At 61.8% G+C, this 16,760-nt stretch carries 18 protein-coding genes and 2 pseudogenes; 5 read left to right on the top strand and 15 right to left on the bottom strand.

Features of this window, described 5'->3' with window-relative positions; genetic code table 11:
* The 5 genes and pseudogenes from ACOYW1_RS18605 (at position 1) to ACOYW1_RS18585 (ending at position 5,318) form a co-directional block, all read left to right on the top strand.
* Positions 1-951 (top strand): secretin N-terminal domain-containing protein, encoded by a 951-nt coding sequence (locus ACOYW1_RS18605; protein WP_482419245.1) that lies wholly within the window; start codon positions 1-3, stop codon positions 949-951.
* The gene (locus tag ACOYW1_RS18600; RefSeq protein ID WP_482419244.1) at positions 948-2,249 is read left to right on the top strand and encodes a type II secretion system protein GspD; all 1,302 of its coding nucleotides are present in this window, start codon (positions 948-950) and stop codon (positions 2,247-2,249) included. The genes ACOYW1_RS18605 and ACOYW1_RS18600 overlap by 4 nt, the downstream gene beginning before the upstream one ends.
* A pseudogene (gspE, locus tag ACOYW1_RS18595) lies at positions 2,161-3,878 on the top strand (type II secretion system ATPase GspE). The gene ACOYW1_RS18600 and the pseudogene gspE overlap by 89 nt, the downstream one beginning before the upstream one ends.
* Positions 3,871-4,263, top strand: a complete 393-nt coding sequence (gene yidD / locus ACOYW1_RS18590) for a membrane protein insertion efficiency factor YidD (RefSeq protein WP_482419243.1) — start codon at positions 3,871-3,873, stop codon at positions 4,261-4,263. The pseudogene gspE and the gene yidD overlap by 8 nt, the downstream one beginning before the upstream one ends.
* A 128-nt stretch (positions 4,264-4,391) precedes the next feature.
* Complete coding sequence (locus ACOYW1_RS18585) at positions 4,392-5,318, top strand: tetratricopeptide repeat protein (protein WP_482419242.1); 927 nt, start codon at positions 4,392-4,394, stop codon at positions 5,316-5,318.
* Between the two features lie 19 nt (positions 5,319-5,337).
* Here ACOYW1_RS18585 and ACOYW1_RS18580 read toward each other — a convergent pair whose 3' ends face one another.
* The 15 genes and pseudogenes from ACOYW1_RS18580 to ACOYW1_RS18510 form a co-directional block, all read right to left on the bottom strand.
* Positions 5,338-6,837, bottom strand: a complete 1,500-nt coding sequence (locus tag ACOYW1_RS18580; protein ID WP_482419241.1) for a DUF748 domain-containing protein — start codon at positions 6,835-6,837, stop codon at positions 5,338-5,340.
* Positions 6,824-7,867 carry a DUF748 domain-containing protein gene (locus tag ACOYW1_RS18575; RefSeq protein ID WP_482419240.1) on the bottom strand — a complete coding sequence of 348 codons (1,044 nt, stop codon included), beginning with the start codon at positions 7,865-7,867 and terminating at the stop codon, positions 6,824-6,826. The genes ACOYW1_RS18580 and ACOYW1_RS18575 overlap by 14 nt, the downstream gene beginning before the upstream one ends.
* Before the next feature lie 44 nt (positions 7,868-7,911).
* Positions 7,912-8,256 carry a type II secretion system F family protein gene (locus ACOYW1_RS18570; RefSeq protein WP_482423760.1) on the bottom strand — a complete coding sequence of 115 codons (345 nt, stop codon included), beginning with the start codon at positions 8,254-8,256 and terminating at the stop codon, positions 7,912-7,914.
* A gap of 351 nt (positions 8,257-8,607) precedes the next feature.
* A pseudogene (locus tag ACOYW1_RS18565) lies at positions 8,608-9,121 on the bottom strand (type II secretion system F family protein); the annotation flags it as partial.
* 314 nt (positions 9,122-9,435) lie between these two features.
* Positions 9,436-10,068: a CPBP family intramembrane glutamic endopeptidase gene (locus tag ACOYW1_RS18560; RefSeq protein WP_482419239.1), complete on the bottom strand. Its 633-nt coding sequence runs from the start codon at positions 10,066-10,068 to the stop codon at positions 9,436-9,438.
* A gap of 39 nt (positions 10,069-10,107) precedes the next feature.
* Positions 10,108-10,464, bottom strand: a complete 357-nt coding sequence (locus ACOYW1_RS18555) for a HEAT repeat domain-containing protein (protein ID WP_482419238.1) — start codon at positions 10,462-10,464, stop codon at positions 10,108-10,110.
* The gene (locus ACOYW1_RS18550; protein WP_482419237.1) at positions 10,461-10,958 is read right to left on the bottom strand and encodes a hypothetical protein; all 498 of its coding nucleotides are present in this window, start codon (positions 10,956-10,958) and stop codon (positions 10,461-10,463) included. The genes ACOYW1_RS18555 and ACOYW1_RS18550 overlap by 4 nt, the downstream gene beginning before the upstream one ends.
* A gap of 38 nt (positions 10,959-10,996) precedes the next feature.
* Positions 10,997-11,458, bottom strand: coding sequence for a hypothetical protein (locus ACOYW1_RS18545; RefSeq protein ID WP_482419236.1), 462 nt, complete (start codon positions 11,456-11,458; stop codon positions 10,997-10,999).
* Between the two features lie 196 nt (positions 11,459-11,654).
* Positions 11,655-12,920: a prolipoprotein diacylglyceryl transferase family protein gene (locus ACOYW1_RS18540; protein ID WP_482419235.1), complete on the bottom strand. Its 1,266-nt coding sequence runs from the start codon at positions 12,918-12,920 to the stop codon at positions 11,655-11,657.
* On the bottom strand, positions 12,911-13,147 hold the full coding sequence (locus ACOYW1_RS18535) for a hypothetical protein (RefSeq protein WP_482419234.1): 237 nt from the start codon (positions 13,145-13,147) through the stop codon (positions 12,911-12,913). Before ACOYW1_RS18535 ends, ACOYW1_RS18540 begins: the two co-directional genes overlap by 10 nt.
* Positions 13,144-13,719 carry an eCIS core domain-containing protein gene (locus ACOYW1_RS18530; protein ID WP_482419233.1) on the bottom strand — a complete coding sequence of 192 codons (576 nt, stop codon included), beginning with the start codon at positions 13,717-13,719 and terminating at the stop codon, positions 13,144-13,146. Before ACOYW1_RS18530 ends, ACOYW1_RS18535 begins: the two co-directional genes overlap by 4 nt.
* A gap of 157 nt (positions 13,720-13,876) precedes the next feature.
* Complete coding sequence (locus tag ACOYW1_RS18525; RefSeq protein WP_482419232.1) at positions 13,877-14,842, bottom strand: hypothetical protein; 966 nt, start codon at positions 14,840-14,842, stop codon at positions 13,877-13,879.
* A 290-nt stretch (positions 14,843-15,132) separates the two neighbouring features.
* Positions 15,133-15,537, bottom strand: a complete 405-nt coding sequence (locus tag ACOYW1_RS18520; RefSeq protein ID WP_482419231.1) for a hypothetical protein — start codon at positions 15,535-15,537, stop codon at positions 15,133-15,135.
* Between the two features lie 6 nt (positions 15,538-15,543).
* Positions 15,544-16,326 carry a hypothetical protein gene (locus tag ACOYW1_RS18515; protein WP_482419230.1) on the bottom strand — a complete coding sequence of 261 codons (783 nt, stop codon included), beginning with the start codon at positions 16,324-16,326 and terminating at the stop codon, positions 15,544-15,546.
* A complete protein-coding gene (locus ACOYW1_RS18510; RefSeq protein WP_482419229.1) occupies positions 16,260-16,760 on the bottom strand; it encodes a DUF6519 domain-containing protein in 501 nt (166 codons plus the stop codon). The genes ACOYW1_RS18515 and ACOYW1_RS18510 overlap by 67 nt, the downstream gene beginning before the upstream one ends.

The raw sequence follows: 16,760 nt of genomic DNA, 5'->3' as shown, positions 1-16,760 counted from the left end.
ATGAAAAGGGCAATGAGATGTGTTGCGGCATATGCACTGGCAGGAATTCTTTTCGCATGGTGTCCGTCGAAGTTCGAGAGCCAGGAGGCTCCGGCCCCTGCGGAAGAGACCGTCTCCATCGACTTCAACGATGTGGATATCCGTGTCTTCATTAAATACGTCAGTGAGATGACCGGGAAGAACTTCATTATCGACCGCAAGGTCACCGGCAAGGTGACGGTGATCTCTCCGGGACAGATCTCCGTGGACGAGGCCTACCACGTGTTTGAATCCGTGCTGGATGTTTACGGGTTCTCCGCAGTGCCCTCCGGGACCCTGGTGAAGATCATCCCGGCCCGGGACGCCCAGAAAAAGAGCGTGGCAACGCGTCTGAAGTCCGAAGCCACGGACCGCTCCGACAACATCGTCACCCAGCTGGTGCCCCTGAAGTACGCGGACCCCACGGAGCTCAAAAAACTCCTGGCCCCGCTGATCTCCCGCAACAGCTCCATCATGGCCTACAAGCCCACCAACACGTTGATTATCACGGACCTAGCCTCCAACATCAGCCGGCTTATGAAGATTGTCAACAGCGTGGACATCACCGGGGTGGGCCAGGAGATCTCCATCCTGCCCTTGGAGTACGCCGATGCCGGGCAGCTCACCACCCTTCTCGGCAACGTTTTCAAGCAGGATTCCAAGAACAAGGCCTCGTCCAAGGCCTCCTTTGTGGCCGATGAGCGTACCAACACCATCATCATCCTGGCGGGCAAGGGCTCCACGGAGAAGATCATCCAGCTCGTGAAGATGCTGGACCGCGAAGTGCCCCGTGGCAAGGAGCGCATCCACGTGATCTATCTGGAAAATGCCCTGGCCGAGGACATGGCCAAGGTGCTCCAGAACCTCTCCAGCAAGGGCGGGTCACCAATGGAGACAAGGGCAAAAAGGCGGCCATCGCCTCGGACCGGGTGAACATCATCGCGGACAAGGCCACCAACAGCCTCATCATCATGGCGGAAAAGAGCGACTTCGTGATTCTGGAGGAGATCATCCGGAAACTCGATATCCCCCGGAAGATGGTCTACATCGAGTGCCTGATCATGGAGGTGAACGTGGACGCGGAGCACTCCCTGGGCGTGGAGTGGACCGTGGGCAACGACACCACCATCAACGGGCGGGATGCTGCTTACGGCGGCGGATTTGACGGGGGCAGCGGCTTCTCCAACCTGGGGAACCTTGCCGGGGCCTCCACCGATGGGGTGAGCAAGTTTCCCAACGGGTTTTCCCTGGGCGTCTTCAGCGAAGCCATTGAGGTGGGCGGGGTGAAGTTTCCCTCCCTCGGTGCCCTGATCACTGCCTACAAAAAGGACTCCAACGTCCAGATCCTCTCCACCCCCCAGGTCCTGACCCTGGACAACGAAGAAGCCAGCATCGTGGTGGGGGCCAAGATTCCGTATCTTACCCAGTCCAGCAGCGGGGACAGCGAGTACAACCAGTTTGAATATAAGGATGTGGGTATCACCCTGAAGATCACTCCCCAGGTGAGCGAGGACAAAAGGGTGAGGCTCAAGATCTTTCAGGAGACCAGCCGGGTCCTGGGTGATTTGTCGTCCCAGCCCAGCACCCTGCAGCGGAAGGTGGACACCACCGTGGTGGTGGAAGACAGCAGCACCATCGTCATCGGCGGCCTCATCGACAAGAGCCTGAACGCCACCGAATACAGGGTGCCGTGCCTGGGGGACATCCCGGTGATCCGGTACCTCTTCTCGGCCATGTCCGATACGGACAGCCGGACCAACCTCTACGTCTTTCTCACCCCCCGGGTGGTGAGCAGCCGTCATGATGCCGAGAGCATCATGGTGGACAAGCGCGAGCGTATCGACGACCTGCGCGAGGGCAACATCAAGCTTTACAACGATGCGGAAGAACGGGCCCTGGAGGAGAAATCCCGCCGCTCCGATATTCCGCCTGAGGCTGAGCCCGCCGAAGAGAAGGCCCAGGCCGAGGAGGCAGAGGTTGCCAAGGAAACATCGCCGGCTCAAATGGACCGAACCGAGGCGGTGATTGCACCCTGGGCGCAAGCCATGAAGGAGCCTTTGACCAGCCGGAGGGCAACGGAGTCAAGCCTCCCGAGGAGGCACCCCAGGTGGACGCGCCTTCGGATGACCAAGGGGGCGAGTGATGGTGTCCATTGTGCCTGTGAGCCCCTTCCGCAAGGTGGTGGCCGAGCTTATCCATTCCAAGTACAACGTGGAGGAGGACCTCCTTGATGAGGTGTTCCTTTATGCCGAAACCCAGGGCATCCATTACGGAGAGGCGCTGCTGAAGCGAAAGGTCCTGAGCGAGACGAAGTTCCTGTCGGTCCTTGCCGAGGTGTACGCCATGGAGATGCTCGAAACCCTGGATACCGCTGGCATGGACGCGGGGTTTACCGAGACCGTTCCCATTCAGTTTTTAAAAAAGCACTACATGGTGCCCCTGATGCCGGAGGGCGGGGAGGGCGATATCCGCCTGGTGATGAACGACCCCTGCGCGCTTCAGGCAGCCGACGACCTGGTGCAGCGCCTTGCCTGCGGGCCTGTCACAAAGGTGATGGCCCCACGCGGCCAGATCCTGTCGGCCATCAATACTTTTTATGACATGAGCCGGGGATCGGCCGAAGAGCTGGTCCAGGATATTGAGGAGAGCGGCAGCGACATCCTGGCCGACATGGAAGAGACCGCCGACCTCTTGGACGACACCAGCGAGTCTCAGATCATCCGGCTGGTGAACCACGTGATCTCCCAGTCCATCAAGGCACGGGCCAGCGATATCCACATCGAGCCTTACCAGGACAGCTTCAAGATCAGGTACCGTGTGGACGGCATCCTCTACGACCTGCTGACGCCGCCGCGCTGGATCCAGTCGGCCCTGGTCTCCCGTATCAAGGTCATGGCCAAGCTTAACATCGCGGAGAAACGGCTTCCCCAGGACGGGCGCATTGACGTGCGCATCGGCGAGCACGACGTGGATATCCGTGTCTCCACCGTGCCCACCACCTACGGTGAGCGCGTGGTCATGCGACTGTTGAACAAGTCGGGCTCCCTTCTGACCCTCTCCGAATTCGGCATGGGCGAGGAGACCTACGAGGCCATCGGGCGCCTGATCAAGAACCCCAACGGCATTATCCTGGTCACCGGGCCCACGGGCAGTGGCAAGACCACGAGCCTTTACGCCATCATCTCGGCCATCAACTCGCCGGACAAGAACATCATCACCATCGAAGATCCCATCGAGTACCAGCGATCGGGAGGATCCAGGTGAACCGGAAGATCGACCTCACCTTTGCCCGGGGCCTCCGGTCCATCGTCCGCCAGGACCCGGACGTGATCCTGGTGGGGGAGATCAGGGACCGGGAGACAGCCGAGATCGCCGTACAGTCCGCCTTAACCGGCCACCTGGTGTTCTCCACCCTCCACACCAACGACTCGGCCAGCGCCATCACCCGCCTCGTGGACATCGGCATCGAACCCTTTCTCCTGTCATCGGCCATCAAAGCCGTCATCGCCCAGCGCCTGGTGCGAAAGCTCTGCCCTTTATGCAAAGAGCACTTTCACCCCGCCCCCGAGCTGCTGAAGCGGGCCGGGATCGACGCGGAGAGCGCCGCAGCGGGCAATTTTTACCGTGCCGTGGGGTGCGAAGCGTGCTTCCAGACCGGGTACAAGGGCCGTATGGCCATCTTTGAGATCCTTGAAGTGGACGAGCACCTCAAGGGCATCATGGTCAAGACCTCCGACGCCAACCTCATCAAGGGCGAGGCCGTGAACCTGGGGATGGTTACCCTGAGGCGGGACGGCATCGACCGGGCCCTGAAGGGGGAGACCACCCTCGAAGAGGTACTGCGGGTGACCCATGCTTAGGGGGAGATACCTGATAGCCCTGGCGGCAATCTGCCTGCTCGCGCCGGGAGTGGCCGTTGCCGACAGCGGGGAGAGTCCCCTGATCTACTCGCTGTTCAAGTCGGTGATTTCGTCGGCGGACGGCAACCGGTGCAGCCACGTGCCATCCTGCGCCCGTTATGCCAGAGAGGCCGTGGAAAAGCACGGCCCCCTCAAAGGCGCCATGCTCAGCTGTGATCGGTTGATACGGTGCGGGGGAAACGATACCAAGCGGCTGCCCCAGGTGGTGGTGGGGGGACACCGACACGCCTGGGACCCGGTGTCGGCCAATGATTTCTGGTGGAAGGACGGGGGAGAAGAGAAAAAAGAGCCTGTGCTTCCCATGCACTTTGAGGGGTGGGATTAAACTGAAAGGTGGCACACCTTGTCGCCGGAGGCAGTGTTTGTCTTTTTCTGAGCCCGGCTGTAACAATAGACGCCATGTCGTTGCCCGTTCTTGAACCGAACCCATGGACAAAGGAGCCATGTAACCCCATGAAGTACCCTGTTGTTTGGGCAGGCCTCCTCGGCCTGTTGTTTGTCTGCCTCACCGCTGCCGCTTCGGTGGCAGGCACCCTCACCATCGATGAAGACGCCCAGTTCTCCTACGCCCGCAGCCTGTTTGAGCAAGGGGACTACCCCCAGGCCGCTGCGGAATTCTCTCGGTTCATCCATTTTTTCCCCAAGGCCGATCACCAGGCCGCCGCCCATTACGGCAGGGCTCTTTCTCTCTACGAAGGCGGGCAATACCCGCAGGCCCGAAAAGCCTTTGCCGATTTTCGTACCCGGTTTGACGCCTCTCCCCTGGCCCTGGCAGCAGGGGTGATGGAAGCCCAGTGCCATACCCGGTCAGGGGACCCTTCGGCCGGAGTGATCCTCCTCAACAACCTTCGGATTGAAACCCAGGGAGATGAAGACGCCCAGCGCCTGATCCTTACCCGCATGGCCTGGACCCGTCTGGAAATGGGGGACCTGCCCCGGGCGGAAGCCGCCTTTAAAGCCACCGCGGGCCATGTGGACGGGGAGTGCGGGTACCACGGCATCCTGAACAGCCTGGAACAGTTCAAGGCCCTGCCCGAAAAATCACCTGCCCTGGCAGGGGGCCTCGCCCTGATTCCCGGGGGCGGTTACCTCTATCTCGGCCGCTATCAAGATGCTGCCGTGGCCTTTCTTCTCAATGTCACCCTGGGGCTGGCCGCTGCCGAGAGTTTTGACGACGGCAACAACGCCCTGGGGGCACTCATCGCCTTTGTGGGCTTCGGGTTCTACTCCGGAAGCATCCACGGCTCATACACTGGTGCCTTGAAAGAGAATCGCCAGAGCCGCGAAAGCCTCTGGAACGAAATGCGCCACTGGGGTGGCGAACTCGAGCGCAAAGGGGCCGACTCCTGCCTCGGCCTGACCCTGTCCATTCCCTACTAATCCCACCTGAAAAGTTTGGTTAGAGCGTCAGCTCGGCTTCCGGTTGTTTCTGGGCGGAGACGGTGAAATCGGGGCGGCACACATGGATGCGCCCCGGTGCGATGCCCTCTCTTGCCAGGATGTGGCGGATGGCCCTGCCGCGCTGCTGTGCCAGGTCCATGTAGCGTTCCCGTGCCGGAGGCGCCGGGGCCTCAGGCGCGTCGGCATTTTCCGGTGTTTCCCCGTTGGGTGCCTCGGGGGCGGCGAGGTCGTCTGCCACGGCGTTGGCGCAGACGGTGAGGTTCAGGAACTCTTTTTTCTTCATAAGCCCGGCCACCACCTTGAGGTATTCGAGGCCCTCCGGGTTGGGCTCCGTTGCTCCCAGGGCATAGCCCACGGAGTCCAGGTGGATTTCCGTGACCATCTCTCCTGCTTTTTCAGCCACCATGAGCAAGGCCCCGTAGGGCTGGAGCAGGAAGGAGAGGTAGGAGACCGAGGCCGTGGTGATGGCCTTGGTCATGGCCACCTGAATGATGCTGTTCAGGCTGATATCCGGGTTGTGGATGTCTCCGTGGACCGGAATGGAGAGGCTGATGGTGCCGTTGCCGTCCTCCAGGATGGAGAGGGCGTAGTCCAGGGGCATGGAGAGATTTTTCATGGTCTGGTGGGCGGTATCTTCGTCGTCCGGGACCAGCTTGAGGTTGCGCAGGGTCAACTGGTTTCTGACGTCGAGGATGCCCGCGTCGATATCCAGGGTGGAGTCCGCAGTAAAGTTTCCCCGTTTGATGAGGTAGCCCAGTGTCTGGGAGCTGTAAGGCGACAGCGAGGAGAGGTTGATGTTGGCAACCCGGGCTTCCAGGTGCGCCGAGACATCATGTGCCAGGGGCCTCACGGTTCCGGTGACCGAGAGGGTTTCGTAGGTGTCCAGCTCGGCAACGAGGCTCAAGGGGAGGTCCTTGTCCGGGGCTGCCGTGTCAATGTTCTGAATTTCCAACCGCTTAAGGGTGACTCCCTTTTCAAAGACGGGCCTGACGCTTCGGTCCGTCAGGTGCAGGAAAGGGGAGCCTGAAATGCGGAAGGTGTTGATTTTTGCGGTCACGATGGGCCTGGGGGCCGGGGGTGGGGTGGCCGGGGCCTCGGCCTCGGACGGAGCGGGGGCGGAGTCGCCCCAGTGGAACGCCGTCAGGCTGTTGAGGGTATTGAAGAAGGTGAGCCGTCCCGACGGGTCCCTTACCAGGGTGGTGACCACATCGTCGATGATAAAGGTCTCGGCCCGCAGGTGGCTGAGCTCTTCCAGAGCCATGCCGGTGATGTCCACGGAGCCGATCTCGGACAAGGGAGGCAGGGCCGCGAGTTTTTTCAGGGAAATATGGGGGACCCGGATGTCGGCAAGGCCCTTTGCCTTGATATCGTAGGCGAAAAAGTGGGCCAGGGAGGCGATCTTCACGTCGGTTTCGCTGTCTGAGGCAAGGGCTTGCCTGACGCTCAGGTTGCCACGGGCGGCAAGGCCGTCCTTGCGTGATGGGTCAGCTTGTACCACTGTCCCAGACAATGCCTTCGTGGCGAACACGGATTCCCCCTTCGGGGTAGGCGATATCAAGCTTGCCGTTGCTCAGGGAACCCAGGGTGCGAAGATCGCTAAGGGAGCCGTCTTTGTCCAGGGCGACCCAGACATCCCCAAGCCAGGTGAGCCCCGCATCCCGGAGGGTGACAGCCGGGTCTGTAAGGTGGCCGCCGACATGGGAGAGGGAAAGGGTCCCGGTCTGGCTGAGGGTGGTTCCGGCTTCAGGGGCTTGGGTGATGGTAAAGCGGGTGTCCACGGTCAGCTCGCCTTCCAGGGCGGCGACCCGGGGTGCAGCCAGCCCGGAAAACGGCGAAAGGGCAAAGTCGGTGAGCTGGACCCCGCCCTGCACGGAGGTTTCCGGGCCAAAGGGGACAAGATCCAGGGAGACGAGCAGGGGGCTCTTGTTAAGGGCTCCGGTGATCTCAAGGCGTGATACCTGCTCGGGCTTCCACGTGGAAAGGCCGGTGAGGGAGGCGTCTTCCAGGGCAATGGCCAGGTCCAGTTTGGGAAGGGACAGGTTCACCGAGGTGTTTCGTGCGGTGAAGGTATCCACGCCCACATGCCAGGGTGTTTTACTTTCTTTGTCGTCACTGGCCGGGGGCTCGGCATGGGGTTCACCGGTGGAAATGGGGAACCCGCCTGCCATAAGGGACGTGTCTTGTCGAACCGTAAGGTCCAGCCCATCGATGTGAAGGGATTGGATGCGCAACCGTTTACGCACCAGGTCCGTTATGGCCAGGTTCACGGCAAATCGATCCAGAGAAGACGCTTCGCCGCTTTGGGCGCGCAGATGTACCCCTTCCACCACCAGGGTGCCGGCAAAGAGGTTTACGTCCACATTGTCGATGCGGGCCTCCATGCCTTTGGACGTGAGCCAGAAGAGCGCTCCATGCTTGATGGCAAAAGGCACGGCGGACACGAAGAGAAGGATAACAAGGGCCGACACGGATGTGATGATGCCGCCCCGGGATTTGACGGTGGATTTGATCTGGCGCAATTGTTTCAATGTCTTACCGTTTGAGTCTGTGGCTTGGTTTGGCTGTGTCCGCCCTATCCGATGAGCTGGTTCATGGAAAAAATGGGCAGGCAGATGGAGAGGACAATGAATCCCACGGTGGCACCCATCACCAGGATAATCACCGGCTCGATCATGGAGGTGAGGCTCTCCAGGGACGACTCCACTTCTCCTTCGTAGACATCGGCCACCCGCCCCAGCATCTCTTCCAGCTTGCCGCTTTTTTCCCCCACCTTGACCATTTGCACGGCCAGCAGCGGAAAGACCCCGGACTGGCCCATGGCGTCTCCCAGATCTCCTCCCTTTTCAACTTCCCCGGCCGCACCGGCCGCTGCTTCGGCAAGGACAAGGTTGCCCGCCACGTTCCGTGCCACGTCCATGGCCGTGAGCATGGAAACACCGTTGGTGAGCAGGGAGCCTAAGGTGCGCGAGAAACGGGTGACAGCCACCTTTCGCACAAGGTCACCGGCAACGGGGAGGCGAAGCAGGCATCTGTCGATGAGCATGGCTCCCTTTTCCTTTTGTTTGAATCGTCTGAAGGCGGCGACCGTAAGGATCAACAGCAGGGGAAAAACCCACCAGAACGTACCGAGGATCTCCCCGCTGCGCAGGAGAATGCGTGTGGGCAGCGGCAGGGCCTGGCCCATGTCGTTGAAGATCCCCGCCATTCTGGGCACGATAATCGTCATGAGAAAATAGAGGATAAGCACCCCGATACAGGTCATGAGAAAGGGGTAGGTGAGGGCGGCCCGGATGCGGTTTGTCAGGGAGAGCTGGCGTTCGCCGATCTCGGCCAGGCGTTCCAGGACAACGTCCAGGGTGCCCGACGCCTCTCCGGCCATGACCATGTTGATAAAGACGGGGCTGAAAAATGCCCGGATAGGAGGAGAGGGCCTCGGCAAAGCTGCTCCCTTCCTCGATGCTGTCCTTGATGCGGGAGAAGACCTGCTTGAGGCGGGGTGTTTCCACCAGGTGGATAAGGGTGTCGATGGCAGAGACCAGGGTGAATCCGGCGTTGATGAGGGTGGCAAGCTGGCGCGTGGCCAGAGTGAGGTCCCTGGGGCGTACCCGGCTGAAGAGGGCCCCGATGCGGTTCAGGTTGAACCGGCCAAGGTGATGCGGTCGGACACTTCGGTGACCTTCACCGGATAGAGATGCCTGGCTGGAGTTGGTGGCAGCCTGGCTTGTCGCAGTCCATGATGCCCGTGGTTGTTTTTCCCTTGTCTGTGAGGGCGCTGTATTCAAAAAGTGGCATGGCTCAGTACTTGGATCACCTGTGATCGTTGTGACGCCTTTAAAAGGCGAGGTTGCACGACGTTAAGGCCGTTGTGTCACCGTGACGGGGGAAAGGGGGCCGGGTAGCGGCGAATTGCTGCATGTCGTCTCAACGGTGATATGTGTCGGTATGTGGGTTTGGGTTGCGTTTTTTTAGTCTGACAGGTGGTCGCCTGCAACCCGGAACCCTGATTATTGTGGTTCTCCGGCCCGCTCTTTGAACTGACTGTAATCTGCGTATAGGCCCCTTTTTTTAGGGCCCGACAAATTTCGTCCATGATGCCTTATATAAGAGAAAGAGTAAAGAGCGCTGTGTTTCCCGCCCCATGGATGATGACGGGCACGGCCAGGTGACCCTCTTTTTCAAAGGCGACGGCAAAGAGAAGCCCCCCGGCCAGTTGTGTGACGGGAACCACCCCATGCATGGCGTGGGCCGCAGCAAAAACCAGGGTGCTGATGAGGACCGCCGGGATTACCCCCATGGGGCGAAGCAGGCGGTACACGATGCCACGGAAGAACAACTCCTCGGCCAGGGGGGCCACCAGGCAGCCCGTGACAAAGAAGAGGGCCAGGGTGGACGGATCCCGGGGCAGGTGCATCCTGACCAGGTGCAGGGGGTTGATGCCCGCAACAGCGAGAACCAGGGCCACTGCCCCCACAACGGCACCGAACCCCAGGCACCATGCGACGCCCCGTTTTGTGGCCTGGGTAAGGCCCTCGAAAGAGAGTCGCCCCAGGTCGCCCCGGACAAACCGGTCCCTGAGCAGGAGAACCATGACCGTGCCCTGGACGATTCGAAGGACAAGGATGAGGGCAAGGGGAGAGGCCACGGGGGCAAGGCTTTGCCCGCCCGCCTCCAGCAGGAGCACAAGGAAGGCGGCAACAAGGCTTCTGGTCATTTGGGGTTCTGGTGCCATCCCAGCCTCCCCATGGCCCGGTAGCCATACCATTCGAATCTACGATTGCGGGCGGCTGCCCACCGCCTCTCCCAGGGGGATGAGGTACGTGCTGTCCTTTGTCTGCCCCATGGCTCCCAGGGCCTGGCAGACCACGTTGGTGTCCGGGTCCCGGGAGAGTGTGGTGAGGATGTGTCGCCTGAGGCGGGGATCCCGGATGCGTGGCGCAGCCAGGGCGGCCCGGTACCTTACAAGGGCGCTGGGGTGGGCGGCCGCCCGGGAGATCACCTCTCCGGCGGTTGCTTTGTGGGTTTTTGTCCGGGAAAGGGCGTCAAGGGCCCGGGTGGTGCTGTCCGGGAGGGAGAGCCCCACGGCAAGGAGGGCCACGAACAGGAGCGCGCAGGATGCCACCGTCACGGTGGCGACGCGCGTTGCCGTGGGCAATGGCAAAAAGAAGCCCAGGGCCAGAGCTGCCGAGGTGTGAAGGACAGAAGAGAGGGGAAAGGCCGTGAGCAGGGAAAACCAGGTGAAGCTGCGCAACGGCCCAAAGGGATCGGCTGTTGCCGAAAACGCCCGGAAGGCCTTGGCGGGCTCGCGGAAAGGTCCCGGGCCGCAACGGTTCGGGTCGCCCCGGGCGCTGCAAGGGTTACGGCGTCCCGGCCACGTTTCAGGGTGTAATCCGTGGGCCCTCCGGGCAGGGACAGGTGCCCCAGGCGCTCGATGGCGGAATGGGCCTTTGGGCTCTCTCCTTCGACGTTCACGGTGAGCTGGCTCTTCTGGGACATGGCTTTAAAGGCCTCGGCGGGAAAGAGGGTGTAGGTGTAGTAAAAGTGACGCACCGCGTTCCCCGCCGGGTTGTCGAAGAGAAAGGCGTCCCGGAAGCCGCTGAACAACCCCCTGGGAAGGACCATGTGGGTTCCTGCGATGCAGAGGGCAAGGGTGACGGGAATCAGGGCATGGAAGAGAAGGGCTTAAAACGGGGCCCGGTGGCTTGTTGTCCTGCGGGCAGGAGTACGAGGTAAGCGCCGATAGTGCCCAGGAGAAGGGGAGAGGTTTCAGAGCGGATTCCCAGGCTGAGAAGGCAGCCTACCAGAAAGAGTCCGTGAGTGTGTGGCTGTTTTCGGGAGAGAACCCCTTGTCGGTAAAGGAATGTGGGGCCACCAGGGCACTGGCAAGGACAAAGGCACCGGAGGTGACCGTGAAAAATATCGCCCCGCACAGGGCCGCCTCCCAGCTGGCAAGGGGCGGCTGGGTGACCGGGCTTGGGCAGGGCAAGGAGCCCTGCTTTGGCCATGGCCCTGGTTTTTTCCAGGAGAAAGAGGTTGCTCCCCCGGACAAAGAAGGTGGCCCCCAGGTGGAACAGGCCAAGGGCCAGGATGTATGAGGCTGCGGATGTCAGGTATCGTTTCATCGCTATCCGGTGTGTTTGAGAACGGTGAACTAAGGATGGCCATGGCCGTCGGCAGAGACGGGAGGCGCCGATGACCTACTATGGCACGCTTTTTCGCGAAAAAAAAGGCACGTTCCCCCATCGGCTCATGGTGTGCCGATGGCGGTCGTGCCCATGGGGTGCCCGGAAAAGAGACGAAGACTGGCCGCTTCAGCCTTTACGGGTGTTTTGCCCGGGTGTTCTGGCGAGACGGTTCAGTGAAGGGGATCCTGCTGGTGTCGGCCATGGTTGAAATGACGGCAAGATTTCCTGCAAGCAAGTGAAAGATTCCCGGCCGTCCCTCGAACAGGAGGGCGGCGGGCTGTTTGACCAACCTCAGGCAGAGGCGGGCGAGCCTGCGGGCGTCATGATGTGAGAGAACGTGGTCCTGGGAGGAGAAGGCGATGTAAGAGATGGGGTTGCCTTCGTGGGCAAGGGATTCGGTGGAGATCCGGATACCGGAGCCCGTGGCCGTCAACACGATGGCGGGCTGGCTCGTCCCGTCGGACGGGGAGGGGTCCTTTGCCTCCTCGCCAAACCATGAAAGACGTGCGGCCAGCTCCTTGACGTGGGCCGGGCGAAACAGGCGGGCTGTCTGGCGGTGCGAGGGGCTTACGGCCAGGACGCATCCTGCAGAAGCTGGCCCGGCAAAGGCCAGGGCGTGCCAGGAAAAAAACGGGATGGCCTGGGTGGCTGCAGCAAGGAGGACGCCGAGCATGAGCAGCATGCTGAGGCACTGGGCTTCGGAGAAGGGGCCCAGAAAAGCCCGTGCCGTATCCCCTCGGTAGAATTCCAGGAAAAACCGGCCCAGGCCGTAGAGCACGAGGTAGGAGGAGAGGCCGCTGCCCGGGGGGAAACCGGCCAGCAGCAGGCCGGAGCCTGTGGCCACGCACAAAAAGCCCCAGAAGGCCTCCACCGCCTGGACCGGAAAGAGTCGGACACCCCTTAGGTATGCAGGAAATCCTGCGGCAACATGGGCATCTCCGTAGCAGATGCCCCAGCCATGGGGCCTGCCGTGGCAGCACCCTGCCATGAAGCACCCGAAGCGCCCCGTGGCCTGGAGCAGGCCCACGGCCAGCATGACCACTTCGGCATGTGCCAGGGAAGAGGAGAGGCCGAGGGCCATGCCGGAGAGGAGAAGGACGGGCACCAGGGTCACCACATGGCGCAGGTAGACGAAGGTCTCTTTCAGGGTCAGGATTTTTACGGCGAGGCTGTGGATCCAGAAGGTGAAAACCGCAAGGCCCATGAGAAAGAGGATGGCATTCAGGGAGAGGCCGAGGCAACGGGTCAGCCCCGTGGCAAGGAGGAGGGCCGCACCGGCCCCCAAGGTCCCGAAGGCATGAAAAACCGGGATGCGTTTGCCGAGGACGGTGAGGGTGGGCGAGACGCGGCGGTCCCAGGAGGCAAGGCATGGCTCGGAGGGTTCAATGATTACATGCATTGGTCGTAGATGCGCTCCCAGTACCTGCGCTCCTCGTGGGTGAGGTCATTTCCGTGCCGGGTCAGGAGCCGGACGATCTCCCTTTGGATCTGTGCACGGACAATGACGGGTACCGCGGCAACGGCTTCGGCCTGCACGTCCAGGGGGTACCCACCGGTGGCCGCCACCTCAAGGGGCGTACTGGTGAACAGGGTGACCAGGGGCCCGGCCACCAGGGCTTTGTTCAACCAATCCCCCGACTCGATGATGTCCTTGATCCGCTTGGGCGCCTCCCGGTGAGTGGGGCCCGAACAAAGGCGGGCGGGTTTGGAGGGGCGGGTGGAGCTCTTGTGCATCGCTGGAGCCGGATGCCGGAGCGAACGGTTGGCCCTGCGTGACGAGCCACATGGGACGAGATATCCCGGACACCGTGCCAGAGGGTTTTCAAGGCGCCGAAGGCATGGCGGTTGGCCTCAGCCTCCACGGTTGCCTCATGCCTGGTGGGGAGTGGGTGCCCCTTGGGTTCCGGCTGTGACTCCCGCTGGAGGGTGTGGGCCAGCTCATGGGCCAGGAGCACCTTTCCTGCCGGATGTCCGGGGAGGTAGGTGCCGGTGTCAAAGACAATGTCCTGCCCTGCAGTGAGGGCAAAGGCGTCGTGGGCTTTTGCCACCCCTGCGGCCCGGGCGCTGGTGTGGACGCGCACGTTGGAAAAATCGGCGTTGAAGGCCGACTCCATGCGGGCCCTGACCTCTCCGCTCAGGGGAGCCCCGTCCCCCAGCTCAGAGGCAAGGGGATGGCTGTGGTGGGCCATGGCCTCCATGGTTCTGTTTCCGAGGCATCGTCTTACCTGTTCACGGGCATCGGTGGGTCCGTGAGCTGCAACGAGTGGTTGCGTGTCTTTGGCATGGCTCGGGGAGCGTGTGCCCTTGGAACGGCGGCGTGTTTTGGGTGTCAAAAGGATCTCCCTGGGGACGGGATCAGTTCCCTGACGGGGGTGTCAGGTCGTTTATGGTGATGGATTTCAAGGCATCGTCGGTCATGGCCACCTGAAGGGACATCAAGGCCTGATGCAGCTCCAGGGCCTTCCCCGGGGTGTTTTCGGACGTCTTCAACAGGGTGCCCAGGGCCTCGGGGGGCCCGGCTATGAGGTCGCCCAGGGGGCGGCTGGCCGTACCGGAGAGAGCGGACAGAGACGGGGGAAAATTCAGGATCATGCGCGCCTTGGTGCGGAACTCCAGGAGCTTTCCCGAGGGGACGGCATCGGTGTGCTCGCCGGGGACCACCCGGGCAAGGTCGGAAAGGGTGCGGATCCCCCTGGCCGTGAGGGCAGCCTCATAGGTCTTGCCGATGCCGTCGATGCCCTGGAGGGGCAGAGACGCCCCGAAGGTCCCCAATGCCTTTTCCTGGAACGATTCTCCGGAAAAATCGAGGCGGAGGGTGCGGACCAGGGTGGTGCCGGGGGCAAGGTCGATGCGGGGGTGGATCACCCGGTTGATCATCACCCCGCTGTCCTTTTCGTCCGTGGCGTCTCCGCCGAAGAGGGCAAATTCCCTGAGGCGGAGTCCGTTTTTGCCTCCCACCTCCCCTGCGGTGAAACGGACGCTGATTTCAAGGCAGCTGGTGGGTTCGGACACCGGGCGGTTGTCCGGATCGAGGAAGGCGAGGTCCGACGGGCTGAGGGTTTTTCGGCAGCACTCACGGGCAAGGCGCGTGTCCTGTGGGGACGGGACAGGCGGCTGGCCGTCCCAGCCTTTGTCCCCGGTGCCCACGGCAAGGCTGAGGATTCCCCGCGACTGTTGATGCCCCTTCATGAGGGCGGCAAGGAGGGTGAAGCATCCGGACACAATCTGGTTGGACCGCCAGCCGCCGTCAAGCAGTACCCGGCGCCCTGCGTCAACCAGCGTGTCCCGGTAGGTTCCGCGGATGGAAAACACAGAAGACATCAAGGCTCCTGATCCATTGATCGCCTTTCGTTCGGGGCGCCAGCGCATCGTCCCTTCGGAGGACCCGGGGAGCCGGGGACCTTCCCCCCGCACTCCCCATCCCCTCCTAACCCTGTACTTCCGGGTGGGTACGGGAGCCCGCCTTTTCCCGCGGCGGCACGAACCAACGGCCACGCGACGGCGGCGCCCCGAACGAAGGGCGACCAATGGAGAATAAACGTGATTGTGGTAACTATTCAGCTCAAAAAAGGCCTCCGACGGCCCTGCCGGAGGTACGCTTTTGGGACCGACTATTTTGAAATCAACGATGCCAGGGGTGCAGGCAGGTTTTTGCGTTGCAGGCGCCTGCTGGTTTCCGGGTCGTTGAATCGGGCGAGCTGTTTGATGAGGGTCGGGTGGCGTTCCGGGTCCACGGCATCGGCTATTTTTCGGACCAGGGCACGCTCCCTGGGCTGGGACATGTCCGCGTGTTTGACGAGGACGCTCTGGATCAGGGGGTCGTCTATCTCCACCAGCACCGGCACAATGGGGTCAAAGCACGCCTCGTGGTCTTTGCGGAACTCGGGGATCACCTCGATCCAGCAGGACGCCGGGGTGTGCTTGAGAAAATCGAGAAATTTAAGGATCTTTTCGTCTTTGGAATCCAGGATACCAGCACGCTCAAAGGCTTTCCAGATCAATTTTTTTTGGGGCATGGGGTGTTAGTCCTCCGCAAAGGTGTAGACGTACCACATGAGGTCGACCTTTTCGTTGCTGGGCCCGTTTCGGATGTTGGTGAAGCGAATGTTGACGTCGTAGGCATTCTGGTCCTCCCGGGAGGTGTAGATGAACTCGCTGCTCACCTCGGCTTTGCCCGCCTCCGTGACATCGGTGATGGCCACGCACTGCATGTAGAGTTTCTTGATGCCCACAAGGGGATCCACGTTGGCTTCCACCAGCTGGGTGACGGATTGCTCGGGCATCAGGTCCATGACACTGCCGCTGTTCACCAGGTCGATGCCCAGCTTTTTCCGGGTGACCGCACCGTTGGCAAGCCCTTCGGTGCCGATGGGCTTGCCGTTGTCTTCGCCGCTGTGGTCGTGGCCGCCTGCGGCAAAGGCGATTTTGGACTCATCAATGGCCGCGTCGGACCGGACCTGGTCGTTGCCCACCACATGGTGCCGGAGCTGGCCTCCCTTGGTGAGGGACTCGTCAAGGCGGTTGCCGATGTTGCCCTTGATGCCCCGGGCGTCCCGGATCTCTTCGGAAAGGTTTGTCAGGCGAATCCCGGTGGCCCGAAGGTCTGCGATGTGATCTCCGGTGATGGTGGCCCTGCCCGCCGGGCGGTTGAGGCGGGCTATGGGGTAGAAGGCGTGACCCGCAGCTGGGTTGGGCGGAAAGAGGCTCCCTTCGGCCACGCGCACCGCCCATTCGCGCTTCAGGCGCACGCAGGTCTCCAGGCCGATGGCGGGGTTGACCAGGGCGCCGTCCTCATCGCTGTCCACTTCCCGTTCCCACACATCCAGGTAGACCGTGTCGGCGCGGACATTGCGGGGGGTGGTCGGGGGGCGACGGGATCGACCCCCCACCGCTCTGCCTGTGCCGGGTCGTTGAACAGGGGCTGGTGGGTAAAGCGCATGTTGGAGACGTTGATGACGTCCATGCCCTCCACCAGGCAGCGGCCCGCGCCTTCTGCGGTGCCGTCGCCCCCCCGGATAACAAAATCGTTTTGCCTGCCCGAGGCCGAGAGGATTTCAAAGCCGTCGTTGCCCTGGGGAACGCCGTTGCCTGCGAACCATTTGAGAAAGGCCTGGAGTTCGTATTTGCGGATATCCTCCTGCTCGTTCCAGTCCGCGTCCACCAGGGGAACACCCTGCTGCAGGCGGACCCCAACGTAACGGTTGAGCCGATCAAAGGTGTTTCGTGAAAAATTGCCCAT

The sequence above is a fragment of the Desulfoluna sp. CYM3A genome (assembly GCF_056829965.1).
The sequence above is the reverse complement of the archived record's forward strand: the minus strand, read 5'-3'. Positions and strand labels throughout refer to the sequence as shown.

Coding starts and splice junctions, on each gene's coding strand:
- ACOYW1_RS18605 (WP_482419245.1), top strand. CDS start 1: ATGAAAAGGGCAATGAGATGTGTTGCGGCATATGCACTGGCAGGAATT.
- yidD (WP_482419243.1), top strand. CDS start 3,871: ATGCTTAGGGGGAGATACCTGATAGCCCTGGCGGCAATCTGCCTGCTC.
- ACOYW1_RS18585 (WP_482419242.1), top strand. CDS start 4,392: ATGAAGTACCCTGTTGTTTGGGCAGGCCTCCTCGGCCTGTTGTTTGTC.
- ACOYW1_RS18570 (WP_482423760.1), bottom strand. CDS start 8,256: ATGGACGTGGCACGGAACGTGGCGGGCAACCTTGTCCTTGCCGAAGCA.
- ACOYW1_RS18560 (WP_482419239.1), bottom strand. CDS start 10,068: ATGGCACCAGAACCCCAAATGACCAGAAGCCTTGTTGCCGCCTTCCTT.
- ACOYW1_RS18550 (WP_482419237.1), bottom strand. CDS start 10,958: ATGGTCCTTCCCAGGGGGTTGTTCAGCGGCTTCCGGGACGCCTTTCTC.
- ACOYW1_RS18545 (WP_482419236.1), bottom strand. CDS start 11,458: ATGAAACGATACCTGACATCCGCAGCCTCATACATCCTGGCCCTTGGC.
- ACOYW1_RS18540 (WP_482419235.1), bottom strand. CDS start 12,920: ATGCATGTAATCATTGAACCCTCCGAGCCATGCCTTGCCTCCTGGGAC.
- ACOYW1_RS18530 (WP_482419233.1), bottom strand. CDS start 13,719: ATGGAGGCCATGGCCCACCACAGCCATCCCCTTGCCTCTGAGCTGGGG.
- ACOYW1_RS18525 (WP_482419232.1), bottom strand. CDS start 14,842: ATGTCTTCTGTGTTTTCCATCCGCGGAACCTACCGGGACACGCTGGTT.
- ACOYW1_RS18520 (WP_482419231.1), bottom strand. CDS start 15,537: ATGCCCCAAAAAAAATTGATCTGGAAAGCCTTTGAGCGTGCTGGTATC.
- ACOYW1_RS18510 (WP_482419229.1), bottom strand. CDS start 16,760: ATGGGCAATTTTTCACGAAACACCTTTGATCGGCTCAACCGTTACGTT.